Annotated in this window: 29 protein-coding genes; 15 read left to right on the top strand and 14 right to left on the bottom strand. The window is 68.9% G+C overall.

The window, feature by feature from the left end; translation table 11 throughout:
• Positions 1 to 39: 39 nt before the first annotated feature.
• Together ACK8OR_RS17500 and ACK8OR_RS17495 are read right to left on the bottom strand one after the other, a co-directional pair.
• Positions 40 to 744 (bottom strand): response regulator, encoded by a 705-nt coding sequence (locus tag ACK8OR_RS17500; protein ID WP_410190663.1) that lies wholly within the window; start codon positions 742 to 744, stop codon positions 40 to 42.
• Positions 741 to 1235, bottom strand: a complete 495-nt coding sequence (locus tag ACK8OR_RS17495; protein ID WP_410190662.1) for a MarR family winged helix-turn-helix transcriptional regulator — start codon at positions 1233 to 1235, stop codon at positions 741 to 743. The genes ACK8OR_RS17500 and ACK8OR_RS17495 overlap by 4 nt, the downstream gene beginning before the upstream one ends.
• A gap of 121 nt (positions 1236 to 1356) precedes the next feature.
• Here ACK8OR_RS17495 and ACK8OR_RS17490 point away from each other — a divergent pair, with 121 nt between their 5' ends.
• Together ACK8OR_RS17490 and ACK8OR_RS17485 are read left to right on the top strand one after the other, a co-directional pair.
• The gene (locus ACK8OR_RS17490) at positions 1357 to 2226 is read left to right on the top strand and encodes a branched-chain amino acid aminotransferase (protein WP_410190661.1); all 870 of its coding nucleotides are present in this window, start codon (positions 1357 to 1359) and stop codon (positions 2224 to 2226) included.
• Positions 2227 to 2528: 302 nt separating this feature from the next.
• Positions 2529 to 2855, top strand: a complete 327-nt coding sequence (locus tag ACK8OR_RS17485) for a DUF2794 domain-containing protein (RefSeq protein WP_410190660.1) — start codon at positions 2529 to 2531, stop codon at positions 2853 to 2855.
• A 19-nt stretch (positions 2856 to 2874) separates the two neighbouring features.
• On the opposite strand, the gene ACK8OR_RS17480 is transcribed toward ACK8OR_RS17485, so the two are convergent.
• Positions 2875 to 3243 carry a hypothetical protein gene (locus tag ACK8OR_RS17480; RefSeq protein ID WP_410190659.1) on the bottom strand — a complete coding sequence of 123 codons (369 nt, stop codon included), beginning with the start codon at positions 3241 to 3243 and terminating at the stop codon, positions 2875 to 2877.
• A gap of 169 nt (positions 3244 to 3412) precedes the next feature.
• On the opposite strand from ACK8OR_RS17480, the gene ACK8OR_RS17475 reads away from it, so the two are divergent.
• Positions 3413 to 3790 carry a MarR family winged helix-turn-helix transcriptional regulator gene (locus ACK8OR_RS17475; protein ID WP_410190658.1) on the top strand — a complete coding sequence of 126 codons (378 nt, stop codon included), beginning with the start codon at positions 3413 to 3415 and terminating at the stop codon, positions 3788 to 3790.
• A gap of 6 nt (positions 3791 to 3796) precedes the next feature.
• On the opposite strand, the gene ACK8OR_RS17470 is transcribed toward ACK8OR_RS17475, so the two are convergent.
• The 3 genes from ACK8OR_RS17470 to ACK8OR_RS17460 all read right to left on the bottom strand — a co-directional run bounded on the left by ACK8OR_RS17470 (position 3797) and on the right by ACK8OR_RS17460 (position 6503).
• Positions 3797 to 4654 carry a C40 family peptidase gene (locus tag ACK8OR_RS17470; protein WP_410190657.1) on the bottom strand — a complete coding sequence of 286 codons (858 nt, stop codon included), beginning with the start codon at positions 4652 to 4654 and terminating at the stop codon, positions 3797 to 3799.
• Positions 4651 to 6036, bottom strand: a complete 1386-nt coding sequence (locus ACK8OR_RS17465) for a leucyl aminopeptidase family protein (protein ID WP_410190656.1) — start codon at positions 6034 to 6036, stop codon at positions 4651 to 4653. Before ACK8OR_RS17465 ends, ACK8OR_RS17470 begins: the two co-directional genes overlap by 4 nt.
• 86 nt (positions 6037 to 6122) lie before the next feature.
• Entirely contained in the window at positions 6123 to 6503 is a 381-nt protein-coding gene (locus tag ACK8OR_RS17460) for a hypothetical protein (RefSeq protein WP_410190655.1), read from the bottom strand.
• A 153-nt stretch (positions 6504 to 6656) separates the two neighbouring features.
• Here ACK8OR_RS17460 and ACK8OR_RS17455 point away from each other — a divergent pair, with 153 nt between their 5' ends.
• From ACK8OR_RS17455 to ACK8OR_RS17445, 3 genes are all read left to right on the top strand, one after another.
• Positions 6657 to 7307, top strand: coding sequence for a carbonic anhydrase (locus ACK8OR_RS17455; protein WP_410190654.1), 651 nt, complete (start codon positions 6657 to 6659; stop codon positions 7305 to 7307).
• 72 nt (positions 7308 to 7379) lie between these two features.
• Entirely contained in the window at positions 7380 to 8354 is a 975-nt protein-coding gene (locus tag ACK8OR_RS17450; protein WP_410190653.1) for a sodium-dependent bicarbonate transport family permease, read from the top strand.
• A gap of 5 nt (positions 8355 to 8359) precedes the next feature.
• Positions 8360 to 8671, top strand: a complete 312-nt coding sequence (locus tag ACK8OR_RS17445) for a DUF3240 family protein (protein WP_298428835.1) — start codon at positions 8360 to 8362, stop codon at positions 8669 to 8671.
• A 7-nt stretch (positions 8672 to 8678) separates the two neighbouring features.
• On the opposite strand, the gene ACK8OR_RS17440 is transcribed toward ACK8OR_RS17445, so the two are convergent.
• The 3 genes from ACK8OR_RS17440 to ACK8OR_RS17430 form a co-directional block, all read right to left on the bottom strand.
• Positions 8679 to 10286, bottom strand: coding sequence for a DUF4139 domain-containing protein (locus ACK8OR_RS17440; protein ID WP_410190652.1), 1608 nt, complete (start codon positions 10284 to 10286; stop codon positions 8679 to 8681).
• A 90-nt stretch (positions 10287 to 10376) separates the two neighbouring features.
• On the bottom strand, positions 10377 to 11399 hold the full coding sequence (locus ACK8OR_RS17435) for an aspartate-semialdehyde dehydrogenase (protein ID WP_410190651.1): 1023 nt from the start codon (positions 11397 to 11399) through the stop codon (positions 10377 to 10379).
• A 137-nt stretch (positions 11400 to 11536) separates the two neighbouring features.
• Complete coding sequence (locus ACK8OR_RS17430) at positions 11537 to 12049, bottom strand: ester cyclase (RefSeq protein WP_410190650.1); 513 nt, start codon at positions 12047 to 12049, stop codon at positions 11537 to 11539.
• 69 nt (positions 12050 to 12118) lie between these two features.
• Here ACK8OR_RS17430 and ACK8OR_RS17425 point away from each other — a divergent pair, with 69 nt between their 5' ends.
• Entirely contained in the window at positions 12119 to 12685 is a 567-nt protein-coding gene (locus ACK8OR_RS17425) for a TetR/AcrR family transcriptional regulator (RefSeq protein ID WP_410190649.1), read from the top strand.
• A 14-nt stretch (positions 12686 to 12699) separates the two neighbouring features.
• Here ACK8OR_RS17425 and ACK8OR_RS17420 read toward each other — a convergent pair whose 3' ends face one another.
• Positions 12700 to 13860: an MFS transporter gene (locus tag ACK8OR_RS17420; RefSeq protein ID WP_410190648.1), complete on the bottom strand. Its 1161-nt coding sequence runs from the start codon at positions 13858 to 13860 to the stop codon at positions 12700 to 12702.
• Between the two features lie 97 nt (positions 13861 to 13957).
• Between ACK8OR_RS17420 and ACK8OR_RS17415 the strand changes: the two genes are divergently transcribed.
• Entirely contained in the window at positions 13958 to 15193 is a 1236-nt protein-coding gene (locus ACK8OR_RS17415) for a Coenzyme F420 hydrogenase/dehydrogenase, beta subunit C-terminal domain (RefSeq protein WP_410190647.1), read from the top strand.
• On the opposite strand, the gene ACK8OR_RS17410 is transcribed toward ACK8OR_RS17415, so the two are convergent.
• Positions 15124 to 15507 carry a hypothetical protein gene (locus ACK8OR_RS17410; protein WP_410190646.1) on the bottom strand — a complete coding sequence of 128 codons (384 nt, stop codon included), beginning with the start codon at positions 15505 to 15507 and terminating at the stop codon, positions 15124 to 15126. The genes ACK8OR_RS17415 and ACK8OR_RS17410 overlap by 70 nt on opposite strands.
• Before the next feature lie 63 nt (positions 15508 to 15570).
• Between ACK8OR_RS17410 and ACK8OR_RS17405 the strand changes: the two genes are divergently transcribed.
• The 5 genes from ACK8OR_RS17405 to ACK8OR_RS17385 all read left to right on the top strand — a co-directional run bounded on the left by ACK8OR_RS17405 (position 15571) and on the right by ACK8OR_RS17385 (position 21669).
• Positions 15571 to 17313, top strand: a complete 1743-nt coding sequence (locus tag ACK8OR_RS17405) for an ABC transporter ATP-binding protein (RefSeq protein ID WP_410190645.1) — start codon at positions 15571 to 15573, stop codon at positions 17311 to 17313.
• The gene (locus tag ACK8OR_RS17400) at positions 17310 to 18437 is read left to right on the top strand and encodes a glycosyltransferase family 10 domain-containing protein (RefSeq protein WP_410190644.1); all 1128 of its coding nucleotides are present in this window, start codon (positions 17310 to 17312) and stop codon (positions 18435 to 18437) included. Before ACK8OR_RS17405 ends, ACK8OR_RS17400 begins: the two co-directional genes overlap by 4 nt.
• 68 nt (positions 18438 to 18505) lie before the next feature.
• Positions 18506 to 19549, top strand: coding sequence for a GDP-mannose 4,6-dehydratase (gene gmd / locus ACK8OR_RS17395; RefSeq protein WP_410190643.1), 1044 nt, complete (start codon positions 18506 to 18508; stop codon positions 19547 to 19549).
• Positions 19542 to 20495 carry a GDP-L-fucose synthase family protein gene (locus ACK8OR_RS17390; RefSeq protein ID WP_410190642.1) on the top strand — a complete coding sequence of 318 codons (954 nt, stop codon included), beginning with the start codon at positions 19542 to 19544 and terminating at the stop codon, positions 20493 to 20495. Before gmd ends, ACK8OR_RS17390 begins: the two co-directional genes overlap by 8 nt.
• A complete protein-coding gene (locus tag ACK8OR_RS17385) occupies positions 20488 to 21669 on the top strand; it encodes a DegT/DnrJ/EryC1/StrS family aminotransferase (RefSeq protein ID WP_410190641.1) in 1182 nt (393 codons plus the stop codon). The genes ACK8OR_RS17390 and ACK8OR_RS17385 overlap by 8 nt, the downstream gene beginning before the upstream one ends.
• On the opposite strand, the gene ACK8OR_RS17380 is transcribed toward ACK8OR_RS17385, so the two are convergent.
• On the bottom strand, positions 21666 to 22502 hold the full coding sequence (locus ACK8OR_RS17380) for an alpha-1,2-fucosyltransferase (RefSeq protein WP_410190640.1): 837 nt from the start codon (positions 22500 to 22502) through the stop codon (positions 21666 to 21668). The two genes, ACK8OR_RS17385 and ACK8OR_RS17380, sit on opposite strands and share 4 nt — an antisense overlap.
• 44 nt (positions 22503 to 22546) lie before the next feature.
• Between ACK8OR_RS17380 and ACK8OR_RS17375 the strand changes: the two genes are divergently transcribed.
• Together ACK8OR_RS17375 and ACK8OR_RS17370 are read left to right on the top strand one after the other, a co-directional pair.
• The gene (locus ACK8OR_RS17375; RefSeq protein WP_410190639.1) at positions 22547 to 23584 is read left to right on the top strand and encodes a glycosyltransferase family 4 protein; all 1038 of its coding nucleotides are present in this window, start codon (positions 22547 to 22549) and stop codon (positions 23582 to 23584) included.
• Positions 23581 to 24306 (top strand): glycosyltransferase family 25 protein, encoded by a 726-nt coding sequence (locus ACK8OR_RS17370; protein ID WP_410190638.1) that lies wholly within the window; start codon positions 23581 to 23583, stop codon positions 24304 to 24306. Before ACK8OR_RS17375 ends, ACK8OR_RS17370 begins: the two co-directional genes overlap by 4 nt.
• Here ACK8OR_RS17370 and ACK8OR_RS17365 read toward each other — a convergent pair.
• The gene (locus ACK8OR_RS17365; protein WP_410190637.1) at positions 24264 to 24959 is read right to left on the bottom strand and encodes a sulfotransferase-like domain-containing protein; all 696 of its coding nucleotides are present in this window, start codon (positions 24957 to 24959) and stop codon (positions 24264 to 24266) included. The genes ACK8OR_RS17370 and ACK8OR_RS17365 overlap by 43 nt on opposite strands.
• Before the next feature lie 169 nt (positions 24960 to 25128).
• The gene (locus ACK8OR_RS17360; protein ID WP_410190636.1) at positions 25129 to 26025 is read right to left on the bottom strand and encodes an aminotransferase class IV; all 897 of its coding nucleotides are present in this window, start codon (positions 26023 to 26025) and stop codon (positions 25129 to 25131) included.
• Between the last annotated feature and the right edge of the window lie 4 nt (positions 26026 to 26029).

Below are 26029 nucleotides of genomic sequence, written 5' to 3'. Positions count from 1 at the left end.
GGTAAGGGGTTCCTCACCCTACGGCCGCCGGGTCCGGGGTCAATCCGGCGCGAGCATGTAGCCTTCGCCGCGCACCGTCTGGAGATAGCGTGGCTGCTTGGGGTCGGCTTCGAGCTTGCGGCGCAGGCGGGTGACCTGGACGTCCACGGCCCGCTCGCCCGTCGCCTCGCCATCGCCGCGGCCCAGCTGCTCGACCAGCTGCGCGCGGCTGACCGCTTCGTGCGGGGTCGCCGCGAAGATCCGCATCAGCGTGGTCTCGGTCGCGGTCAGGCGGACCGCATCGGACCCGCGCCAGAGCTCGCCCCGTTCCATGTCGTAGCGAAACGGCCCCAGTTGCAGGACCTTCGGTACGGCACCCGGCCCCGTGGGCACGCGGCGCAGGATCGCCTTGAGCCGCAACAGCAGCTCCTTGGGCTCGAACGGTTTCGACAGGTAGTCGTCCGCCCCCGATTCGAGGCCCGTGATCCGGTCCTGCGTCTCGCCCTTGGCGGTTAGCATCAGGATCGGCATCGGCCGGCTCTCGCGGATCTCGGCGCAGAGCACGTAGCCGTTGTCGCCCGGCATCATCACGTCGAGGATCGCGATGTCGAAATCGAGCCCCGCCAGAAGACGCCGCGCATGGTCCGCGTCACGCGCGCCCGTCGTCAGGTAGCCGTTGCGCATCAGGAACTTCTGCAGGAGCCCACGAATGCGGTCGTCATCGTCCACGAGGAGGACATGGGCCTGATGGGTGCTGTCGGTCATCGGTCGCCGTCCCGCGCGGCGGTGAAGTGATGGCGCATCTCGGGGTCCATCATCTGCTCGAGCACCTGCCGGAACCCGGCCACAGCCTGCGGCCCCGCGGCGCGGAAGGCGCCGCGCATCCGGTTGCGCTGCGCATCCGAAAGCTCGCGCTCCAGCGCCTCGCCCGCCTCGGTCAGGTGAAGATGACGCTCGCGGCGATCGCGCTGGCCGACCCGGCTGTCGACCAGCCCGTCTTCGACCAGCGTCCTGAGCACGCGGTTGAGCGATTGCTTCGTGACCCCGAGGATCGCGAGCAGGTTGTTGACCGTGGTGCCCGGCGTCCGGTGGATGAAGTGCAGCGCTCGGTGATGCGCCCGCCCGTATCCCTTGCCCGACAGGATCCGGTCGGGATCGGCGGTGAAGCCGCGATAGGCGAAGAACATCGCCTCGATCGCGCGGCGCAGCTGTTCATCCGTCAGGAACAGGAGATTGTCGCTGTGATCGTCCGCCATGCGGGGAAACTACGTCAGCCTTGTTGACATTCCAAGACCGGATTGTTAGCCGAGGGCATAATCTGCGAAATATTATGTCCGAAACGGCACTGTTTCGGTAACGAACGGGATGGAGAGTGTCATGGCTGGGTCCTATGCGGAACTCGACGGCAAGATCTGGATGGACGGGAAGCTGATCGAATGGGGCGATGCGAACGTGCATCTTCTGACCCATGCGATGCATTACGCCTCCGCGGTGTTCGAGGGCGAGCGGGCCTATTCCGGCAAGATCTTCGAAAGCCGCAAGCACTCCGAGCGCCTGCTCGAATCGGGGCGTCAGCTCGACATGGAGATCCCGTGGACCGTCGACGAGATCGAGGCCGCGAAGTACGAGACCATGAAGGGCAACGGGCTGGAGGACGCCTATGTCCGCGTATTGGCCTGGCGCGGTGCGGGCGAGGACATGGGCGTCTCGTCCGCGCGCAACCCAGTGCGGATGGCCGTCGCGACCTGGGCTTGGGGCAACTATTACGGCGACGCCAAGATGAAAGGCGCCAAGCTCGACATCGCCAAGTGGAAGCGGCCTTCTCCCGAGACGGCCCCGAGCCACGCCAAGGCCGCAGGCCTCTACATGATCTGCACCATGTCCAAGCACGCCGCCGAGGCAAAGGGCTGCTCGGACGCGATGATGTTCGACTATCGCGGCTACGTGGCCGAGGCGACGGGCGCCAACATCTTCTTCGTCAAGGACGGCGAGGTTCACACGCCCGATCCCGACTGCTTCCTCAACGGGATCACGCGTCAGACGGTACTGGGGATGCTCAAGGACCGCCAGATCAAGGTCCACGAGCGGCACATCATGCCCGAGGAACTGGAAGGCTTCGAGCAATGTTGGCTGACCGGCACGGCCGCCGAGGTGACGCCCGTGGGCCAGATCGGCGACTACAATTTCGAGGTGGGCGCGATCACGCGCGATATCTCGGACGCCTATGAGAAGCTGGTCCGGACCTGACGACCACGCCCTGCACAAGACGGACCCCGACCGAGAGGACGGGATCCGTCTCGTCATGCAGACGGCACTGGTTAAGGTGGTAGGGCTCCCCGACGCGACACACTGGGTGGGGGCTATGAACACCGCGCCGGGGAACTGAGCTTTCGCTCCTACTGAACCCTGTATCGATTTGCCGGGCGGCGAATATCGGGTCGCGCGGTGCCCTCGCCTGGGTCTTTTCGTGGCACGGGCATGGCATGGTTTACGGAGGCCCTTGTGTGCAACGCCTTGATCTGTCCGGACGGGCGCGCCACGTTCGAGATATGAACGCCATGCCGCCCCCGCCCGCCGATGCCGTCCACTTCCATCGAACCGAGCTGGGACCGATCCTGTCGCTCTATGGCCGCATGGTCGCCGCCGGCGAATGGCGCGACTACGGCATCTCGGCGCTGCGCGAGGTCGCCGTGTTCAGCGTCTTCCGCCGCACCGCCGAACAGCCGATGTACCGCATAGAGAAGCGCCCCAAGATGGCAGCGAAGCAAGGCATGTGGAGCATCGTGGGCATGGATGGCCGCATCCTGCGCCGAGGTCACGACCTCAAAACGGTGCTGCGCGTGCTGGAGCGCAAGCTGATCCGCGCGGTGGACTGATCTAGGGGTCCGGGACCGGTCAGGCCCAGCGGCGGATCGCCGCCTCGGAATCGGTGGGCCCGGTGTTGAAGGCGATGCGCGCGTCCGGCGCGTGTTGGTGCACGATATTGACCAACCGCTCGAAGACCAGGAAATGCGCGTCGTCCTTGCGGACGCCCGCGCCGATCAGGATGACGTCGAACCGCTCCGACTGCAGTCGTTCGGCCAGGCGATCCGTCGCGCTCTCGCCGTCGTGGAGAAAGCCGATCTCGGCATCGTATCCCTGTTCGTTGAGGTTGCGCTCGTCGGCGCGCAGCGCGCCCTCCAGCTTCTCCGGCGTCAGCCCCGGATACTTGTCGTAATCGACGACGCTCGGATGCCAGCCGATCATCAGGATCTTCTTCGCCATGGTGCATTCCTTTCCGCGTTCGCCGCGTCCGGACGCGGTTGAGCGTGGCACGACGGATGGCTAGAGTTAATTTACACGTAAATTAAAACGCGATTCAGTTTACATGGCAACTAAAAACCCACCGACCCCGCGATCCATCGGCCGCGAGCTGAATTTTGCCGCCGGTCGGATGAACGCGCTGTGCCAGCGCCTGCTGGAGCCGCACGACCTGTCGTTGCCGCAATGGGTGGTCCTGTCCTGTCTCTGGCGGGAGGGGGACCTGACCGTCGGCGCGCTGGCGCAGCGGGTGGGCACGGGCCTTCCCGCCATGTCGCGCATCGTCGACCGCATGGCCGCCCGCGATCTCGTCACGCGCCGCAGGGACGCGTCCGATCGCCGCACGGCCGTGGTGGGCCTGACCGCGAAGGGGCGCGCGCTCGATCATCTGCGCGACTTCCACATGCGGGTGAACGCGGCGCTGCTCGACGGCTTGTCCGACGCCGAATGCGACGCGGCCTTCGATCTGCTGGACCGGATGCGGCAGAATGCCGAGCGGGCGCTGGGCTAGTCGCGCCTAGCGTCCCGGCTCGATCCGTCGCCGCATCGCGATCTCGCCGCGACCGGTGCCTGCGCCGTGGCTGTCGATGATGCGGTCTCGGGCAACGTGAAGCGGCTCGTAGGCCACGGCCATGTGATGCGCGTTCGCATGCAGGAGCGTGTCGGCGTCCGACATGATCCCGACATGCCCGTCCCAGAAGATCAGGTCGCCACGCGCCGCGGGCTCGTCGGGATGGAGCGGGCGGCCGACGCCCCGCTGCTGGTCGCTGTCCCTCGGACAATCGATGCCGCATGCCACGAGCGCCTGCTGGACCAGCCCCGAACAGTCGATCCCCCAGCGCGAGCATCCGCCCCAGAGATAGGGCGTCCCGAGGAACATGTCGGCCACGCCGACCGGGTCGCCGAAGCGGGCGCGCAACTTCTGAAGGTGCCCGGTCGGAATGAAATGCCCAGTCGAGATCTTCTGGAAGTCGCCCATGTCGGAGGTCACGCGCACATGGCTGCCGAAGAAGATCGCGACCTCGGGCGGGGCCTTCAGCCGCGCCTTGGGGTACAGATGCGTGGCGGGCGCCGCGACCCAATGCGTCGCCGCCTCCTGTCGGGCGAGGGCCGCGCCGAGCACGTAGCCGCAATAGCCATCACGTAAGGACTGGCCGAAGGCGAAGCCGTCCCGCTCGTCGATGACGCGGAACGCCTCGCCGAAGAGAAGCTGGCTCGCCCGGTCGCCGCGCGGCGCGTCCGAGAGATTGACGATGGGCTGCTGCACGGTGCGGATGGTGCCCTTGACGTAGCGCGTGGCCTCGACGACGCCGCGCAGCTCATGGGCAGCGGCGTGCCCGTTGGCAGGCGTCATCCGGGGATCGATCGCGCTCATAGGTCCAGCACCTTCGGAAGGGCGTCGAATACCGCGCGCGCGCCCATCCCGACGCCGCCCTTGGGGCGCGCGGGCGCGGCGGTCGGGTTCCAGCCGTAGATGTCGAAATGCACGAAACGCGGCGTGTCGGCGACGAAGCGATCGAGAAAGAGCGCCGCCGTCACCGAGCCCGCCATTCCGCCCGAGGGTGCGTTGTCGAGATCGGCGATGGCCGGCTCGATCATCGCCTCGTAGGGGCGGTGGAGGGGCATCCGCCAGAGCGGGTCGCGGACCCGCGCGCCCGCATGGGACAGCGCCATCGCGAGCGCGTCGTCATCTGTATAGAAGGGCGCGAGATCGGGCCCGACCGCGACGCGGGCCGCGCCGGTTAGGGTCGCCATGCAGACCAGCAGGTCGGGCGGCGTCTCGGAGGCGAGCGCCAGTGCATCGGCCAGCACGAGCCGTCCTTCGGCGTCCGTGTTGTTGACCTCGACGGTCAGCCCGTTGCGTGCTGTCAGCACGTCGCCGGGCCGAAACGCGTCGCCCGAGACGGCATTCTCGACCGCCGGGATCAGGACGCGCAGCCGCAGGCCGACGCCCGTCGCCATGATCATGTGGGCGAGCCCGAGGACGGTGGCCGCCCCGCCCATGTCCTTCTTCATCAGGCCCATCGACGCGCCCGGCTTGAGGTTGAGGCCGCCGGTGTCGAAGCAGACGCCCTTGCCGACGAGGGTCAGCTCCGGGCCTGTCTCGCCCCAGGTCATGTCGATCAGGCGCGGCGCGCGACTGGCCGCGCGGCCGACCGCGTGGATCATCGGCAGGTTCGCGGCCAGAAGGTCCTCGCCCGTCGTCACCGTGATCCCGGCACCATGACTTTCGGCCAGCGCGCGGGCGGCGGCCTCCAGCTCGTCGGGGCCCATATCGGCGGCGGGCGTGTTGATGAGGTCGCGGGTCAGGCATTCGCCGCAGGCGATCGCTTCGAGCCGGGCGGCATCGACGCCGCGGGGCGCGCGCAGGCGCGGGCGCTCGGATGCGCCGCCCTTGTAGCGGGTGAAGGCGTAGCCCGACAGAAGCCAGCCCAGCGCCGCCTCCTCGGTGTCGTTGGCAGAAAGATCGGCGTCGAGCGCGTAGGTTCCGGCGGGCAGCGCGGCGGCGGCACGGGCAATCGCGAAGCGCGACCGCGGCCGGTCGCGGCGGCGACCCCATCCGACGAGGACGCGCGCGATCGACAGGTCCGGTCCAGGCACGCGCAGCACCTGGCCCGCGCGTCCGGTGAAGTCATTGGCCCGCGCCCAGTCCCGCGTCGGATCGTCCTGTCCCGCGAGCCAGTCGTCGAAGCCATCCTGCGGCACGGGCCGAACGGGGATCGCGCGGGTGTCGGGGTCGGCGAAGCGTGGCGTCATCGGGTCCTCTGCGCCACGGGTCTGCGGCGCGGCACACCCTAGCGTCCGCGCCGTGCGCCGCAAGGTCCGGCACCGCGTGGGCCGCGTCAGGCGACGGTGTCGTGGCAGACCTGCCAGTCGGACATCGTGGCCGGATCGGCGAGGCGGAACATCCGCCAGGCGCAGGCTTCAAGCGCGGCGCGGTCGCGGGCGGCAAGCTGGTCGCGGATCGCTTCGGTGCAGACGCGCAGCGTGCGCATCCCCACCTCGTCCGCAAGGCGGTGCAGGTCGTCGATGGTGCGCGCGAAGGCGGGATCATTCGCGCGGAACTGCGACGCGGCGCGGCGGAGCCCGGCCTCGATCTCGGCCAGGAGGCCGGCGATCACCGCCTCGGCGTCGCCCCGGTGGCGATCGCAGAGCGCGGCCAGCGTGTCGTGGTCGAACTCGACCGGCTCGAAGGGGCGGATCATCGGAATCGTTTCGGACATCGGGTCAGCTCCTGTATCTCGTGTCGCCGGACAGACTCGCGGCCGATCGGGGCGGAACCGGGGCACCGTCGCGGCCAAAGTTTCGAGAAACCTCTCGAATTGCACGCAACGGGCTTCTAGAAGAGCGGCGATGCAAAACGGGACGAGACCGACATGAGATCCGCCAAGCCTCTGCCGGGATCGCTGGTGCAGCGATATCACGGCTGGAAGGCCACGACCTTCGCCGACAACGCCGCCTGGTATCGCCGTCTCGCCCTCGAAGGGCAGCGGCCGCGGGCGATGGTGATCTCCTGCTGCGACAGCCGCGTGAACGCCGCCGCGATCTTCGGCGCCGAGCAGGGCGAGTTCTTCATGCATCGCAACATCGCCAATCTTGTCCCGCCGAACGAACCCGACGGGCTGCATCACGGCACGTCGGCGGCAGTGGAATACGCGGTCCGCTCGCTTCACGTGGCGCAGATCATCGTGCTGGGGCATTCGCATTGCGGCGGTGTGAAGGGCTGCGAGGAGATGTGCTCGGGCCATGCGCCCGAACTCGAGGAACGCTCCAGCTATGTCGGGCGCTGGATGGACCTGCTCCGGCCCGGCTGGGAGGCGGTGCACGACATTGCCGACGAACCCGCACGCCTCGAGGCGCTGGAGAAGCAGGCCGTGCTGATCTCGCTCGACAACCTCATGACCTTCCCCTTCGTCGCCAGCGCCGTGGAAGCGGGCGATCTCGCGCTGCACGGGCTCTGGAACGACATCACCGAGGGCGTGCTCGAGATCTACGACGCGCCAAGCGACCGCTTCGTGCCGCTCTGACCGGAGCCCGTCGGGCTTGACGCATCGGCAGGAGCGGCTAGGCCGGACCCGGCCCATTCCCCGGAGCATGCCATGGATCTTCTCGACCTCGCGCTTGGCAATCTGCTCTCGCCGATCATTCTGTCCTTTGCGCTGGGGCTCGCGGCGGCGCTGGCACGATCCGAGCTGACGATTCCCGAGGCCGTGGCCAAGGGGATGTCGATCTACCTGCTGTTCGCGATCGGCTTCAAGGGCGGCGTCGCGGTCAACGTGGCCGGGCTCGACGTCACGCTGGTCGGCGCGCTGGTCGCGGGCGCGGTCCTGTCCTTCGCGCTGCCCTTCGCGGCCTTCTCGCTGCTGCGGGTGATGACGCGGCTCTCGACGCTCGATGCGGCGGCGGTGGCCGCGCATTACGGCTCGATCTCGATCGTGACCTTCGTCGCGGGGACCTCGGTGCTGGACGCAGCCGGGATCGGCTCGGACGGCTGGATGGTCGCCGTGGCTGCCGTAATGGAGGCACCCGCCATCCTCTCGGCGCTGTGGCTGGTCGCCCGTTCGGGGCAGGGGCGCTCGATGGATGCCGAGCTCTGGCGCGAGATCCTGCTCAACGGCTCGATCGTCCTTCTGGTGGGCAGCTTCGCGATCGGCTGGATCACGGGGCAGGAAGGGCTCGACCGCATCGCGTCCTTCATCGTCTCGCCCTTCCAAGGGGTGCTCTGCCTCTTCCTGCTCGACATGGGGCTGGTGGCCGGGCGCGGCCTGCGCGAGGCGCGGGGCGTGCTACGGCCCGGTCTTCTGACCTTCGGGGTCACGATGCCTCTGGTCGGCGCCTGCGCGGGCGCGCTGGCCGGCGTCTTCCTGGGGCTCGGCACCGGCAGCACGATGCTCTTCATGGTGCTCGGTGCCTCGGCCAGCTACATCGCGGTGCCCGCCGCGATGCGCGTGGCCCTCCCCGAGGCGAACCCGTCGATCTACCTCACCCTGTCGCTGGGCGTGACCTTCCCATTCAACCTGACGCTGGGCCTGCCGATCTACCTGGCGTTCGCCCGCTGGATCACCGGAGGCTGAGCCCCATGCAGACACACCCCGCAAAGCGCGTCGAGATCATCATCGAGGCCATGATGGAACGGCGGCTGACCACGGCGCTGCTCGAGGCCGAGGTTTCGGGTTTCACCATTCTGCCGGTGCAGGGCGGCTCGGGCCGGTCCGGGCATTGGACCCGCTCGGGCCAGGTCAGCCGCGCGGGCGGCATGGTCGCCGTGACCTGCATCGTCCGACCCGAGCGGCTGGACACGCTGCTGGAAGCCGCCTTCGCTGTGGTCGAGCGCCATATCGGCGTCGTGACCGTCACCGATTGCGAAGTGCTCCGCGCCGAACGGTTCTAGATCCGCCTCAGGGTCGCCAGTCCAGAACCTGTCCCTCGGGCCATGTCGCCTCGACCCGGATGCGGACCTCCGCCTCGCCGCCGGGAGCAACCTCCAGATCCCAGCGCGACACGCCGCGCGCGTCGTCGATATCGCGGGCATCGGGCGCAGGCGTCGCGCGCACGGTCAGGTCCAGCGCTTCTTCCTCCGAGAAGGGCAGCGCGTAGAGCGTCTCGACCACCTCGGCCGCATCCGAGAGGTTGCGGACCCGGAACGCGATGTCCTGCACCCGCGTGCCCGAGCTCGAGAAGATGCCACGCTCGCCCGTCGCATTGTCGAGCACGGTGAACTCCAGTGGCAGGTCGCGGCGCGGCCCGAAGGCGATCTCGAAGCTGTCGCCCGCCGGGACGAGCGGCAGCGCGCCTTCGCCGACCCGCGTCGCACCCCGGTAGCGCGTGACCGCGCCCGGCAGCAGCGTCTCGGACGGGCCGTCGGCGGCCTCAGCCATCAGGAACGCGAAGGCGTCGCGGCGCGGCGATGCGCGGTTGAACACGCGCACCGGCAGGTCGAGCGTGCCCAGCGTGACCGTGACAGAGGTTTCGGTCGGCGGCAGATCGACGGGCACGGGCACCGCGTAGGTCAGGACCGGCATGCCGTCGACCGCGACGGCCATCATGCCCTCGCTGGCGGCATCGGCCATCGGTGCTGGCGCCATCGCGATCGAGCGGCTTTCCACCATCTCCTCGCGCAGGACTTCCTTGCGGGTCAGGATTGCACGATCGGGGAAGACCGGTGCGGGATCGGCCTGTCCGGTCGGATCGGCCGTCGAGAGGCGTACCGACACGCCCCGGAGAGGCAGACCCGAGTCCTGCCGCATCTCGGCACGGCGCACGATCGACAGGCGGCCCGCATCCTCGTCGAGGATGGCATCGTAGAGCGGGCGCCAGCCGCCGAACGCGTCCTGCCTGAGGGCGAGGGCGACGGGCCCGGCCTCGGCGACGGAGATGTCCAGCACCAGGAGATCCACGGGGTCGAGCCGCGCGCCCGTCGCCTCGAGATCGGTCCGCGCCTGCGCCAGGTCCCGACCGGCCTCGTCCACCGCGTCATTGGCGGCGCGGACGGCGGCGCGGGCCTCGATCTGCGCGGCCTGGGCGCGAGCGACGCCCTCGGCCACCGCCGCCGCAGTCGCGGTCAGGGCGGCGGGGTCGAGCCCGGTCAGCGCCTCGCCCGAGACCGAGCGCCAGAACGCGATCTGCGCGCTGGCCGCCTCGGCCGCCGCCTGTGCGCGGTCGGCGGCGTCGCGGGCGCGGTCGAGCGCGTCCTGCGCCGCCTCCCATGCCGCGAAGGCCGCGTCCTGCGCGTCGTCAAAGACCGCGCGCCCGTCTACGAGCCCGCCGGGCGCCGTGCCCTGCGCCACGAGACGCGCACCGTCCAGCTCGACATCCGGCACCGTGCCGTTCCGGCCGGCCATCGGGATCAGCAGGCGATGCGTGCCCGCGGAGAGCTCGGCCCCGTCGCGCCGGGTCAGCGAGACGCCGTTGGAATAGAAGGTCGCGTCGGTCACGGGGGCGGGCAGCCGCAGTTCGTCGGCGAGCGCGAGGCCCGGCAGCAGGATCAGAAGGGCGATGAGGCGCATGGCGCGGGCTCCGGCGTTGCAGGGGTCCGCGCCACTATGCCAGCCGAGGGGGGCGGGGTCAGCCCCGGACCCCCTGCTATCGGATAGCGGTCAGCCCTTCTTGAGAACCCGCGCGCCAAGCGTCTCGGCGATCTGCACGGCGTTCAGCGCCGCGCCCTTCCGGAGGTTGTCCGAGACGACCCAGATGTTCAGCCCGTTCTCGATCGTCGAATCCTGCCGGATGCGGCTGACGAAGGTGGCGAAATCGGCGACGCATTCGACCGGCGTGACGTAGCCGCCATCCTCGCGCTTGTCGACGACCAGCACACCGGGGGCCTGGCGCAGAATGTCGCGGGCCTCGTCCTCGTCGAGGAACTCCTCGAACTCGATATTCACGGCCTCGGAATGGCCGACGAAGACCGGCACGCGGACGCAGGTCGCGGTGACCTTGATCTTCGGGTCCACGATCTTCTTGGTCTCGGCGACCATCTTCCACTCTTCCTTGGTCTCGCCCGAGTCCATGAAGACGTCGATATGCGGGATCACGTTGAAGGCGATCTGCTTGGTATAGACCTTCGGCTCGCGTTCCTGGCCGGGGACATACATGCCCTTGGTCTGGTCCCAGAGCTCGTCGATCGCGTCCTTGCCGGTGCCCGAAACGGATTGGTACGTGCTGACGACCACGCGCTTGATCCGCGCGCGATCGTGCAGCGGCTTCAGGGCGACGACCATCTGCGCGGTCGAGCAATTCGGGTTCGCGATGATGTTCTTCTTGGCGTAGCCGTCGACGGCTTCGGGATTCACCTCCGGCACGACCAGCGGAACATCCGCGTCGTAGCGGTAGAGCGACGAGTTATCGATGACGATGCAGCCCGCCTTGGCGGCGCGGGGCGCGTGGATCTTCGTGGCGTCCGAGCCGATGGCGAAGAACGCGATGTCCCAGCCGGTGAAGTCGAATTGTTCGAGGTCCTTGGTCTTCAGGGTCTTGTCGCCGAAGCTTACCTCGGTCCCGAGCGACCGGCGCGACGCGAGCGCCGTGATCTCGTCGATCGGAAACTGGCGCTCGGCCAGGATGTTCAGCATTTCGCGGCCCACGTTCCCCGTGGCGCCGCAGACGACGACCTTGTAGCCCATTTCGACCTCCTGTAGCGGGAACGCCGCTATACGGATCGGGGGGGCGGAGCAAGCTGCGAACGTGGCGCTCGCGGCCGAGCACCCCCGATCGACGCGCCGCTGACACGCGCGCGACCCCGGGCCTGGCTGCGCCGCGCCTATCGCATCGCAGGGATGGCGCCGATGGCCGTCATGACGGCGAGGAGATCGGTGAAGTAGCGGCTTTCGATGACCTTCTCGTCCCGCAGCCGGAACAGCGTGACGTCCGGGACGTCGACCGATGCGCCAGAGGCGGGGATGCCGAGGAAGGGGCCATCGTGACGCCCGGTCAGACGTCCCCGCACGATGACGGTGTCGCCCTCGGCCACGACGTCCTCGATGGACATGTGGAGATCGGGAAACCCCGCGAAGAGATCCCGGTTGAACGCGATCGCGGGCGCGCGCCCGTCGGTCGGCGGGAAGGCGTGGAAGAACGTCCGGACATCCGGGGCGAGATGGGCGCGCCACACCGCCTCCCAGCCAGGGCGGGCGCCCCAGCCATCGTCGAACAGGCGTTCCACGATCGCGACGTTCCGGTCTTCTGTGGCGGTCCGGTCCTGCGCGACGGCCGGGGCCGGGCCCGCGACCAGAGCGGCGAAGAGGCTTGTTGCCAAGGCTGCGACACGATGCATGTCTATCTCCATACAGTATGTACGGAGATAGACATTGATTGTCCCGCCACCGAAGTCAATACAGTCTGTATGGACGCGCCACCGGAGTTACGACTGGGACCGGACGCCTGGATCGATGCGGCCTATGTCGCGTTCGAGCGGGGCGGGGTCGGTGCGATCCGGGTCGATCCGCTGGCGAAGGCCCTGGGGATCACGCGCGGCAGCTTCTACTGGCACTTCAAGGACCGCCAGGCGCTGCTCCGGGCGGTGATCGACCGGTGGGACGCGACGAACACCGAAGCGACCATCGCCGAGAACGAGGCCGCGGGCGGCGCTCCGGCGGCGCGGTTGCTCCGTCTGCTTCGGACTTGCGCCACAGATGACGGCCGGTTCGAAATCGGGATACGGGCCTGGGCCAAGGATGACGCCGGGGCGCTCGATATCCTCGAGCGGATCGACGAGCGCCGGATCGGGTACATGGCCCGCCTCGCGACCGAGGCCGGCATCGCGCAGGAAGACGCGCGGATACGGGCGCGGGTCGGCTATCTGGCGTGGCTCGGCTCTTACATGAATGCGGTTTCGGGCAACCCGGCGCAGCGCCTCGCCGATATGGACGGCCTTTGGCATATGATGCTTGAGGATGCCGCGACCGAGTGAGAGGCGCGGCCGGGTCAGTCCGTCTTGTCGGGCGCCAGGAGATAGACCGCACAACCCGCCAAGAGCGCCAGCGCGAAGACCCCGAACAGCGCGCGGTAGCCGTCGAGCCCGCCGCCGGCCGCCGCGTGGATCGGGCCGGTGGCGAATTGCATCAGCCCGACCCCGCCGATCCCGAAAAGGTTCATCAGCGTGACACCCCGCCCCACCAGCGCGGGCGGAAAGAAGGCGCGGCCATGGGCGACCAGCATCGGGAAGCTGGAGCCGAAGGCCCCGATCGCCGCCAGGAGCAACGCCGCCGTCCAGAGCCCCGGCATCGGCACCGCCCAGAGGATCGCGCAGCAGATCCCGCCCGAGAGATTGCCCGCGAAGACGACCCATTTTCGCGTACCGAAGATGCGGTCCATCGGGCCGTAGGCGAAGTTGCCCGCGATCATGGCGAGGCCCATCGCCAGCGTCACCGCGCCGACCAGCGCGGGGTCGTAGATCTCGGATATGTAGGGTCCGGCCCAGAGGCCACGCAGCCCGGCGGCGGGCGCGTAGTTGACCAGCATCATCGGCAGGATCGCCCACATCGCCGGAATGCGCAGAAGGTCGAGAAGCGATCCCGCGACCGCGCCCTCGGCCGCCTCGGGATCGCGGACCAGCAGCCATGTGCCCACCGCCGTCAGGGCCGTAACCGCCGCCAGTGCCCACATCGCGCCCCGCCAGCCCAGCGCCTCCGCCGCCCAGTCGAGCGGCACCGAGGCCGCGATATTGCCCAGCGAGCCGACCCCGATCAGCACTCCCGCCAGCGTGGCGAAGACCGCCGCCGGGTAGACCCGCGCGAAGATGTAGTAGCTGGCCATCAGTACCGGCGCGCAGCCCGCGCCGATCAGGCCCATCGCGACCTCGATTTGCCAGCGCGCGGTGGCGACGGCGAATAGAGCGGCACCGCCCGCCCCGCAGACGCCCAGCAGGATCGCGGCGGTTGTCCGGGGGCCGATCCGGTCCAGCGCCCAGCCGACCGGGATCTGCATCGCGGCGAAGACAAGGAACCAGATCCCCGAGGCGCGGCTGAGATCGGCGGCGGCGATGCCGAGATCGGCGGTCAGGTCGGGGGCTAGGACGGCGAGGAAGGCGCGGTAGAACTGCGATAGCACGTAGCCGAGGGTCAGGATCGCGATGCCGGTCTTCATGGGCGCAGCCGTGGCACGGGGCGGCGGTCGCGGCAAGACGGCTCGCGTCGGCGCGCGGGTGGTGGACGCCGCCGCCCCGCCCACGCAGGGTGGGGCCATGCCTACCCTCCCGCTCCAAGCCCCCGAACTCGCTCCCCCTGCGCCGCGCGGCGCGATGTGCACCGATTGCGGCCTGTCGCGGATGGCGCTCGCGCCCCGCTGCGGCACGGCTTGCCAGTTCACGGTGCCGGACTTCCCGGCCCGCGAGGCCGCCGCACATGGCCGGAGCGGCGGGGACGCGCATTTCGGCCCGCACCTCGCCATGCACCGCGCCGCGATGGTGCCGCCGAAGCCGGGCGCGCAGTGGACCGGGATCACAACCGCGCTTGCCGCGCGCCTTCTGGAGACCGGGACGGTCACCGCCGTCCTGACGCTGGCGCCCGCACCGGACGATCCGTTCCGGGGGGTGCCGGTCATCGTGACGGACCCCGCCGACATGGCGCAGGTCCGGGGGATGCGGATGGGGTTCTCGCCGCTTCTCGCGCTGCTCGAGCCGGCGATCGACGCGGGGCACGGACGGATCGCGCTGGTGGGCATCCCCTGCCAGGTCCACGCGCTCCGCGCCATCGAGGCGGAACTGGGGCTCGAGCGGCTCTACGTCATCGGGACGCCCTGTTCGGACAACACGACCATCGACCGGTTCCACGACTTCCTTGGACGGCTGACCGACCGGCCCGGCGATGTCACCTATCTCGAGTTCCGCGCCGATTACCGCGTCGAGATGCGGTTCCGCGACGGCGGCGTACGGCTGATCCCGTTCCTGAAGCTTCCTCTGGCCGATCTGCCGCCGGATTTCTTCCCGATGACCTGCCGGACCTGCACCGATTACACCAACCGGCTGGCCGATATCACGGTCGGCTACATGGCGGGCGATGGGGACCAGTGGGTGATCGTGCGGAATGCGCGGGGGGCCGAGATGCTCGGCGCACTGGGCGACGACATCGCGATCCGTCCGCTGACCACGCGGGGCAAGCGGGCGGGGGCCGTGACCGGCTTTGCCGCCAACGTGGAGCGGGCGGCGGGCGGGCTGCCGCTTCGCCGGATGCCGGGTTGGGCGCGCCCCATCGTGGCATGGCTGCAACCGCGGATCGGCCCGCGCGGGATGGAGTTCGCGCGCGCCCGGCTGGAGATGAAGGCCATCGAGACGATCCTGCATCTGCGGCGCGCGATGCCCGGCCGCATGAAGCACATAGTGCCCGCGCATGTCTGGGCCCTGGCCGCGCCCTACGGCCTGACGCCGCGTCCGGGCGAGACCCAGGCCACCAGCACGAGCGACCAGATCAAGACCCCCTGAGAATGCGCGGCGAGCGTCGCGCGTCCGGTGAAGGTCAGGAGCCGTCCGAAATCGAGGGGCGCGGGCGGCGTTCCGATGACGACTTGCCACGGGAGCCCGTCGAAGATCGCGAGATAGTAGAGATAGAAGAGCTGCGGTGAGAGCCAGAGGACCGCCCAGCCGAGCGCCAGGGCCCCCGCGATCCGCAGCCCGCGAGGCCCCGGAAGGCGGCGCGCCACGGCGATCGCTGCCGCCCAGAGCGCGAGCGCCACGAGGACGAGCCCCGCCCGTTCCGACGCCGTCAGCGTGAAGAAGCTGTCGCCTTCGTAGCCCATCGCGCCAGCTTGCCCGTCGCGGGCGTCCTGCGCTACTGCCCCTTGGACCCGCCCGGAGGCCGCTTGGACCAGACCCGCAACCCGTTCGCCCGCCTCTGGACGGGATATCTGCGTCGCCACCTCTGGTGGATCCTTCTGGCCGCCCTCCTGATGGCGGTCGAGGGAAGCACCGTCGGCCTGCTGGCCTGGATGCTGGAGCCGATGTTCGACGTGGTCTTCGTCGCGGGCCGCTCCGAAATGATCTGGGTCGTGGGGGCTGCGATCTTCGGGCTCTTCGCGCTCAGGGGCGTGGCGGGGGTCGCGCAGCGCATCATCATGGCGCGGGTGGCGTTCACCGCGTCCTCGCGCCTTCAGCAGGATCTGCTGAACCACGTCCTCCGGCTCGACAGCGCGTATTTCAGCGCGACCTCGCCCGGCACCCTGATCGAGCGGGTGCAGGGCGACGTGCAGGCCATCCAGACGATGTGGACCGCGATCATCACCAATGTCGGGCGCGACGCGGTGGGTCTCGTGTCGCTGATGGTGGTCGCGATCCTCGTGGACCCGGTTTGGACCCTCGTCGCGATCGTCGGCGCGCCGCTTCTCGTGGCGCCGAGCCTGATCGTCCAGCGGTATATCCGCCGGAAATCCATCGCGCTGCGCGACATCGCGGGGCGGCGGACGACGCGGCTCGACGAGATCTTCCACGGCATCACGCCGATCAAGCTGAACGCGATGGAAGGCTACCAGGAACAGCGCTTCCGGGCCGCCACCGAGGAGATGGTGCGCGCCACCGTGCGCACACAGGCAGGGCAGGCCACGGTGCCCGCGCTGGTCGATGTCGCGGTCGGGCTCGGGTTCCTCGCGGTGCTGCTCTATGGCGGGCCGCAGATCATCGCGGGCGAGAAGACCATCGGCGAGTTCATGTCCTTCTTCACCGCGATGTCGCTGGCCTTCCAGCCGCTTCGGCGGCTGGCCAGCATGTCGGCACTCTGGCAGCAGATGATCGCCTCGCTCGAGCGGATCTACGCGCTGCGCGACACCGTGCCCACGATCCTCGAGCCCGCGACCCCAGCCGTCCTGCGCCCCGACGACACGACCGTCGCGTTCGACGATGTCCGCCTCGCCTATGGCGACAACCCGGTGCTGCGCGGCGTGTCCTTCGAGGTGCCGCAGGGCACGACGACGGCGCTGGTCGGACAGTCGGGCGCGGGGAAGTCGACGCTCTTCAACGTGCTGACCCGGCTCATCGACCCGGAATCGGGCAGGGTGACGATCGGCGGCCGCGATATCCGCGACTGGGGCATCAAGGATCTGCGCGGTCTCTTCTCGGTCGTCAGCCAGGACACGCTTCTCTTCGACGAGACCCTGCGCGAGAACCTTCTCCTCGGGCGCGGCGACATTCCCGATGCACGGCTGCGGGCCGCGCTCGACGCCGCCCATGTCAGCGATTTCGTGGACGACCTGCCCGCGGGACTGGACACCGAGGCCGGGCCGCGCGGCTCGAACCTCTCGGGCGGCCAGCGCCAGCGGGTCGCCATCGCGCGGGCGCTCCTGCGCGACACGCCGATCCTGCTGCTCGACGAGGCGACGAGCGCGCTGGACACCAAGTCCGAACGGCTCGTGCAGACCGCGCTGGCCCGGCTGTCGGAGGCGCGCACGACGCTCGTCATCGCCCACCGCCTGTCGACGATCCGCGACGCCGACCAGATCGTCGTGCTCGATCAGGGTCGCGTGGTCGAGCGGGGCAGCCATGCCCAGTTGCTTGCGGCGGACGGCCACTATACCCAACTGCACCGCCTGCAATTCGGAGACGACGCGACATGAGCGAAAAGCCCACCCTCCGAGCCCATGTCTTCGCCACCTATGGCGGCGGGCTGGCCAAGCAGTTTCCGGGCGAGCGCATGGTCTGGGACGACGTCCACTTCACCTTCGGGATGGACCTGCCCGATGATGCCGACGTCCTGATCGTCCATATCCGGGCCAGCTATTCGATCCCGACACATCTCCCCAAGGAGCGGACGGTCTTCATCGCGGGCGAGCCGGACGTGATCCATCCCTACTCCAAGGGCTTTCTCGACCAGTTCGGCATCGTCGTCTCGCCGACCGAGAAGGCGCTCGACACCGTGAAGTGGCAGGAGAACTACGCGTCGATGTGGTTCGTCGGCGTGCCCTTCGGCGAGGATGCGGCGTCGAAGCCGGTGCTCGGCTACGACCACTGGTCCGCGCTCGAGGTGCCCGAGGGCAAGCTCGACAAGATCAGCGTCGTCACCTCCGACAAGACCTCGACCGATTATCACCGCCGCAGGCTCAAGTTCCTCGAACGCCTGAAGGAGCTGATCCCTGACCGGTTGGAGATCTTCGGGCGGGGCATCCGCTCGGTGGACGACAAGGCCGATGCGCTGTTGCCCTACAAGTATCACCTTGCGCTGGAGAACGGCGGCGGCCCGGATACCTTCACCGAGAAACTGTCCGACCCGCTCCTGACCTGGACCTTCCCGTTCTATGCCGGCTGCACCAACACCGAGCGCTACATCCCCGAGGGGGCGCGCCGGGTCCTCGACCTCGACGACCCCGACGGCGCCGCGCGCGACATGGTCGCCGATATCGAGAGCGGGCGCTGGGAGGCGGCACTGCCGGACCTGAGGATCGCGCGCGACGCGATGCTGCACGAATGGAACCTCGCCGGGCTGATGGCACGTGCGGCACGGGCGGCCTACGAGATGCCGGTGGCCAAGCCCGGACAGCGTCACGTGATCCGGTCCGAGCGCTCGCTCTGGCCCGAGCCGGGGACGCGGGGCAGCATCCCGCAATGGGCGTTCCGGTCTCTGCTTCTGAAGATCGATCCCAAGATCGAACTGCGGATGCACCGCTTCGTCGAGATCAACGAACGCCTGAAATCCGAACGTCGCGCCCGCCGCTTCGCCCGGCAGGAAGGTCGCAACGGCTAGGACGCCCGCCCTCGACGCGGGGCACCCCCGGCACTAGGACCAAGCCCAGACGGGGCGAAGGAGACATCATGAAGCGCGCACTCATCACCGGCATCACCGGCCAGGACGGCGCCTATCTTTCGGAGTTCCTGCTCGACAAGGGCTACGAGGTGCATGGGATCAAGCGGCGCACCTCACTCTTCAACACGGCGCGGATCGACCACCTGTTCGACGGCGCGCCGGGACAGGAAGGGCGGTTCATCCTGCACCACGGCGACATGACGGATTCGTCCTCGCTGACGCGGATCCTGTCCTCGGTGAAGCCGGACGAAGTCTACAACCTCGCCGCACAATCCCACGTCGCCGTCTCCTTCGAGGAGCCGGAATACACCGCCAATTCCGATGCGCTGGGGCCTTTGCGCCTTCTGGAGGCCATACGGTTCCTCGAACTCCCGACCCGGTTCTACCAGGCCTCGACCTCCGAGCTCTACGGTCTCGTCCAGGAGACGCCGCAGCGCGAGACGACGCCGTTCTACCCCCGCTCGCCCTACGCGGTGGCCAAGCTCTACGCCTACTGGATCACGGTGAACTACCGCGAGGCCTACGACCTCTTCGCGTGTAACGGCATCCTCTTCAACCACGAGAGCCCGCTCCGGGGCGAGACCTTCGTGACCCGCAAGATCACCCGCGCGCTGGCCCGCCTGAAGCTGGGGACCGGCGACGTCCTGAAGCTCGGGAACATGGACGCCAAGCGCGACTGGGGCCATGCGCGCGACTACGTGGAAATGATGTGGCTCATGCTGCAGCAGGACACGCCCGAGGATTTCGTGATCGCCACCGGCGTGCAGTACTCGGTGCGCGATTTCGTTCGCGCGGCCTGCGCGGCGCTGGACATGGAGGTCACGTTCGAAGGCGAGGGGCTGGACGAGGTCGGCCGCGACGGCGAGGGCCGGGTCATCGTCGAGGTCGATCCGCGCTATTTCCGTCCCGCCGAGGTGGAAACCCTTCTTGGCGACGCCGCGAAGGCCCGCGAGAAGCTGGGCTGGACGCCGCAGACGCCGTTCGAGACGCTGGTGGCCGAGATGGTCGAGGCCGATTTGGCCGAGGCGCGGCTGGAGAACCTGCGTGGCTGACGCCTTCGACCTCTCGGGCAAGCGGGTCTATGTCGCGGGCGCCACCGGCATGGTGGGCGGCGCGCTGGTCCGCCGCCTGTCCGAGGAGCCCTGCACCGTCCTGACGACGGGGCGGACCGATCTCGACCTGACACGTCAGGCGGATGTCGAAGCCTGGTTCGACCGCGAGCGGCCCGATGCCGTCATCCTCGCCGCCGCGCGCGTCGGCGGGATCGGCGCGAACACGGCCTATCCGGCGGATTTCCTGAACCAGAACCTCGCCATCCAGACCAACGTGATCGAAGCCGCGCACGGCACGGGCTGCGAACGCCTGCTGTTTCTGGGCTCGTCCTGCATCTACCCGAAGGACAGCCCCCAGCCGATGCGCGAAGAGCATCTGATGACCGGCCCGCTGGAGCCCACGAACGAGGGCTACGCGCTGGCCAAGATCGCGGGCATCCGGGCTTGCCAATATCTCTGGCGGCAGCACGGACGGCACTACATCTCGGCCATGCCGACGAACCTCTTCGGTCCGGGCGACAATTTCGACCTCTCCGCCGGCCACGTCATCCCCGCGCTGATCGTGAAGTTCGTGGAGGCCGTGCGGACGGGCGCCCCCGACGTGGTGATCTGGGGCACGGGGTCCGCGCGGCGCGAGTTCATGCATGCCGATGACTGCGCCGACGCGCTGGTCTTTCTCCTCAAGCACTACGACGCGCCCGAGCACATCAATGTCGGCACCGGCGAGGAGGTCTCGATCCTCGAGCTGGCCGAACTCATCGCCGAGCTGACCGGCTTCGCGGGAAAGATCGTGAAGGACAAGACCAAGCCCGACGGGATGGCCCGCAAGCTGATGGATTCGTCGCGCCTGCGGGCGCTGGGCTGGACGCCGCGGATCGGCCTGCGCGACGGGCTGGCCGCGACCATCGACACCTATCGCGCCCAGACGGAGGCCGCCCATGCCTGACACGATCCTGCCGCTCGCCACCTCGTCCTGGGACCAGGCCGAACACGACGCCATGCAGCGCGTGATCGCGTCCGGCTTCTATTCCATGGGCAAGGAGGTCCGCGCCTTCGAGGAGCAGTTCGCCGCCGCGATGGGGTCGAAGCACTGCGTCATGGTCAATTCCGGCTCATCGGCAAACCTGCTGATCGTGGGCGCGCTGCGCTATCATTCCCGGCCGCTGATGCCCGGCGACGAGGTGATCGTGCCTGCCGTGTCGTGGTCGACCAGCTACTACCCGTTCCAGCAATACGGCTGCCACGTGAAGTTCGTGGATATCGACGCGGACACGCTGAACTACGACCTCGACGCGCTGGAGGCTGCGGTCACGGACAAGACGCGCCTGATCCTCGTGGTGAACCTGCTGGGCAATCCGAACGATTTCAACCGGATCGATGCGATCGTCGGCGGGCGCGACATCCTCGTGATGGAGGACAATTGCGAGTCGATGGGGGCCACGCTGGGCGGCAAGCAATGCGGCACCTTCGGGATCGCGGGCAGCTATTCGAGCTTCTTCTCGCACCATATCTCGACCATGGAGGGCGGGCTCGTCTGTACCGATGACGAGGAACTCTACCACATCATGCTGTCGGTCCGGGCCCATGGCTGGACGCGCAACCTGCCCTCGCCCAACCACGTCACCGGCACCAAGGGCGACGACCCCTTCACCGAGAGCTTCCGCTTCGTGCTGCCGGGCTACAACCTGCGCCCGCTCGAGATGTCGGGCGCGCTGGGGCAGGCGCAGATCGCCAAGCTGCCGATGCTGGTCCGCGAGCGGCGGGCCAATGCCGACCGCTTCCGCGCGATGATGCAGGCGTTCCCTAAGGTTCGGATGCAGCAGGAGATCGGCGAGAACAGCTGGTTTGGCTTCTCGATGGTTCTGGACCCGTCGGCGGGCGTGGCCCGCAAGGTGCTGGTGAATGCGCTGACCGAGGCGGGGATCGAATGCCGGCCCATCGTCGCCGGCAACTTCGCCCGCAACGAGGTGGTCGAGAAACATTTCGATTATTCCATCCACGGCGAACTCGCGAATGCCGACCTGATCGACGCCCACGGCCTCTTTATCGGGAACCAGCACTACCCGCTGGACGACGCGTTCGCGGCGCTGGCGGGCGTGCTGCGCCGGGTCTTCGCCTAGACCCGGATCCAGTCGTCGGGGATCAGGTCGGGATTGGTCATCGCCGGATCGCTGAACCAGACCTTCGGCGCGATGACACGCTTCGTGGTGCGCGGGTTCAACCACGCGCCCCACCAGCTGAAGGTCGAGTTGGCGATGACGTGGTCGCGGCAGAGGGACATCAGCGTCATGTCCACCTCGGGCCCGGTGCCGGGCAGGTCGATCACCTCCATCGGGGCGTCGAGCGTCAGGTTTTCGCGTACCCAAGCCGGGTCGTCGCTGAACGCGTAGACGCGCAAGTCGAGACGCTCCGACCGCAGGGCCCCGACGGCGCGCGCGTAATATGGGGCGTCGCAGGCGCCATAGGCCCCCGAGGTCAGGTAGTCGCCGCGCCGGACATGAAGCGAGACGGCATTCGGTTCGGCGCGGATTGTCTCCGCCACGGCCTCTGCGGCGGGCGGCAGGGCCTGGGCCAGCGACAGCTCGGTACGGATCGTGTCGGCATGATCCGCGAAGTAGCGCTCGGACTGGAAATATCCGTGCAGATACGTGCCATCCGGCGCCGCCGCGATGCGCGGATCGTAGCCGGGTCCCGCTTGCCGCAGGAGCCTTCGCGTCGTCGCGCGCCAGAGGCCGTAGCGGAGGGGATGGCGGCTTCGATCGGGCGGCAGGTCGGCAGGCGGCGCGGTGGCGATGCGGAACGCGTCCAGACCATTGCGCCAGTGCCCGCCCTTGGCATCGGTCTCGCGTGCATCGAGCGCCAGATCGGTCCCGTGCCGCAGGGCCAGCGCGCGACCGGTGGCGTATTGGAACATCTGGTTGCCCAGACCCCCGAGGAGGCGCGCGGTGATCATGGGCGGTTCTTGCCAAAGCGCGGGCGGGATGGCCATAGCGGGGCATGGCCGAGCTGATCGTCACGAACTTCAATCCGAACTTCACCGGCGTCTCGGCCACGGCCGCCGGGGTCGTCCGCCTTCAGGCCGGGCGCTACGACATGGCGCTGGCGGGACGCGCGCTGCCGGATTGCCCGGCGCCGATCACGCTGGCCGAGGCGCGCGCGCAGAGCCGCGAGCACGGCGACCGCCCCTTCGCGATCTGGCATGTACGCCGCAACCCCGAGATGCAGGCCGGGATCTGGGCGCGGGACGTGCTGCGCCTGCCGATCCGGCTCGTCTTCACCTCCGCCGCGCAGCGCCGCCATTCGGCCTGGCCCCGCTGGCTGATCTCGCGGATGGATGCGGTCATCGCCACGACCGAGGCCGCCGCGACCTACGTGCCGCATGTGCGTGCCGTCGTGCCCCACGGGGTGGACACCGACCGCTGGGCGCCTACCGAGGACCGCGCCGCCGCGTGGGCCGCGACGGGCTATGGCGGCACCCATGGCGTGGCCGCGATCGGGCGCATCCGCCCGGAAAAGGGCACCGACCGCTTCGTCGAGGCGATGCTGCGGCTGCTGCCGACCCGCCCCGGACTGACCGCGCTGGTGATCGGGCAGGCCGGACGCGGACATGCCGCGTTCGAGGCGGACCTGCGCGCGCGGGTCGCGGCGGCTGGACTGGCGGACCGCATCCTCTTTCCGGGCGAGGTCGCGGCGGGCGATCTGCCCCGCCTGATGCGCGCATTGTCGGCGCTGGTCGCCCTGCCGCGTTACGAAGGCTACGGGATGACGCCGCTCGAGGCGATGGCCTCGGGCGTGCCGTTCCTCGCCACCGATACCGGTCATTTCGCGCGGTTCGTGGGCGCGCAGGCGGGGCGTATCCTGCCCGAAGGCGACGGCGTGCCCGAAGCGGCGGCGCTGGCCCTGCCCGATCTTCTGGACGATCCCGAGGCTGGTCGCGCGGCGCGGGCCCGCGCCGTCGCCGAATTCGGCATCGACCGGGAAGTGGCGGGGATCGGCGCCGTTTATGATATGCTCTGGGACGGGGGGACGCGATGAAGGTCGAGGCTGCGCTCATCGTCCATCTGGCCCGCGCCACCCAGCGTCGGGCACAGGTGGACCGCCTGATCGAGGATTGCCCGGTTCCGGCCGAGATCCTGGACGCGGTCGACGGGCGCGCGCTGACCCCCGAAGCGCTGGCCGCACGCTACGTCGCGGGCCTGCACCGCCCGCGCTATCCGTTCGAGGCCAATCCCGGCGAGATCGCGTGTTTCCTCAGCCACCGCGCCGCATGGACGCGGATCGTCGAGGCCGGCTGGGATGCGGCGCTGGTGATCGAGGACGATGCCGGGATCGAGCCGGAGCCGCTGCGTCGCGCCATCGCGCTGGCCGAAGCCCATCCCTGCGAGGGGTTCGTGCAGTTCCAGACGCGCCCGCCCGGTCCGGGGGAAACGGTCGCCTCCGACGGCGAGATCGCCCTGATCCGCCCCGAGGTCGTGCCTTTGCGGACCACGTTCAACCTCTTCACGCGCGACGCCGCGACCCGGCTTCTGGACGCAACCGATCAATTTGACCGTCCGATCGACACGACGCTCCAGATGCACTGGATCACGGGGGTCGTTCCGCTGGTCCTCTGGCCGTCGGGCGCCACCGAGCAATCCGAGGCCGTGGGCGGCAGCGTCATCCAGGCGCGGGTGCCCGGCTGGGCCAAGATGCGCCGCGAGGTCATGCGGCCAATCTACCGCGCGGCGATCAAGCGCCGTTCGCGCAATGCCCCGTAGAACGGCAGTGCCGCCGCCATGAGGTCGCCCCGGTCCACGTCCGGCAGGGGCCCCTCGGGCCCCGCGAAACCGGTGGAGCGATGGACCGCGCCGTACCAATGGGGCGCCCAGACCCCGTCCGCGCGATGCCCGCCGGCAGGCCAGGACAGCATCGCGTCCGTCCAGGGCAATCCGATCTCGGCGCAGAGCGCCCGCAGCATCGCTTGCGGGTCGTCCCGCAGGTCGGCCGTGTCGATGACGATCCCACCCAGCCGGTCGTAGAGCGTCGCCTGCGCGGCGAAGGCGATGCCGTTCTCGGTTATCTCGTCCCGCTTCTCGCCGTAGCTCGCGATGACGCGGGCCGGGTGGCGGATCAGGTGCACATGGACCGCGCCCTCGGCCCAGTCGAGCGGCATCCCGGCGGCCATGTGATGCGCCATGTGCTTTTGGTAGACATGCGGGTCGCCATCCCGCGCGCAGACCCGCGCGACCTCGGCGGGGTCGATGGGCTGACTTTCGAGAATCGCGTCGCGCATCGGATGATCGCTTCCGGTCGCGGCGAGATAGGCGGCGTAGAACGGCTCGTCCATGACGGTGAAATCGGGCCGGTTCCCGAAGGCATACATCATGGCCGTGGAGAGGTTCCGGGGACCGGACCAGGTGACGATTCGCATGAGGTGTCCGAGCGGTTGAGAGCGAAGGGTGGTCGTCGCGACCGTCCGCCCGAGATCGGGCCGGGTCAAGGGCTGCACCGGTCGGCACGGGCATAGGCCGTGCACATGGCGGCAGCGATCGGTTCCGCCTTACGGCAGGGCGGTCGGACCGGCGCGGCGCGCGGAGCGGCTAGACGCTGACCAACGTCTTGTAGAGTTTCCGGAGCCGCTCCGTCACGGGGCCGAGCTCACCGGTTCCAATCACGCGACCGTCGATCATGCCCACGGGCGTCTGCGCGCCGAAGGTGCCGGTCAGGAACGCCTCGTCAGCTCCATAGGTGTCGACCAGCGAGAAATTGCGCTCGAAGACCGGGATGTCGTTCGCGCGGCAGAGGTCGATCACCTTCTGCCGCGTGATCCCGTTCATGCAGTAGTCCCCGGTCGAGGTCCAAACCGCGCCGCGGCGTACGATGAAGAAGTTGCACGCATTGGTCGTATTCACGAAGCCATGCACGTCCAGCATCAGGGCCTCGTCCGCGCCGGCCTTCTCGGCGGCGATGCAGGCGAGGATGCAGTTGAGCTTGGAATGCGAGTTCAGCTTGGGGTCCTGCGTCATCGGCAATCCGCGCAGGTGCGGCACGGTGGCGAGCGACACGGGGCGGGGGATCTTCGGGCGCGAATGCTCCATGATGATGACCATGGTCGGCCCCGAAACCGAAAGGCGCGGGTGCTGGAACGGCAGGCGCTTCACGCCGCGCGTGACCATCAGCCGGGCGTGGGCGTCCGTCTCCATGCCATTGGCGGCGCGCGTCTCCTCGAGGGCGGCCAGCACGTCGTCGGAGCTGCGGCCGATATCGAGGTCGATCGCCTTCGCCGCCTCGAAGAGCCGGGCGATATGCTCGTCGGGGAAGGTCCAGCGCCCATCGTAGAGGCGCAGCCCCTCCCAGACGCCGTCGCCCAGCATGAACCCGCTGTCATAGACCGAGACCTTCGCGTCGGGCCGCGCCGTCAGGGTTCCGTCGATCCAGATGAGGATACCGGCGTTGCGCGCGTCCTCCTCGGCCTCGTGTGTACTGATCTTGTCCATAGGC

Source organism: Jannaschia halovivens, from assembly GCF_046452375.1.
Lineage (GTDB): Bacteria > Pseudomonadota > Alphaproteobacteria > Rhodobacterales > Rhodobacteraceae > Jannaschia > Jannaschia halovivens.
Note: the sequence above shows the minus strand (reverse complement) of the source record. Positions and strands in the feature narration are given on the sequence as shown.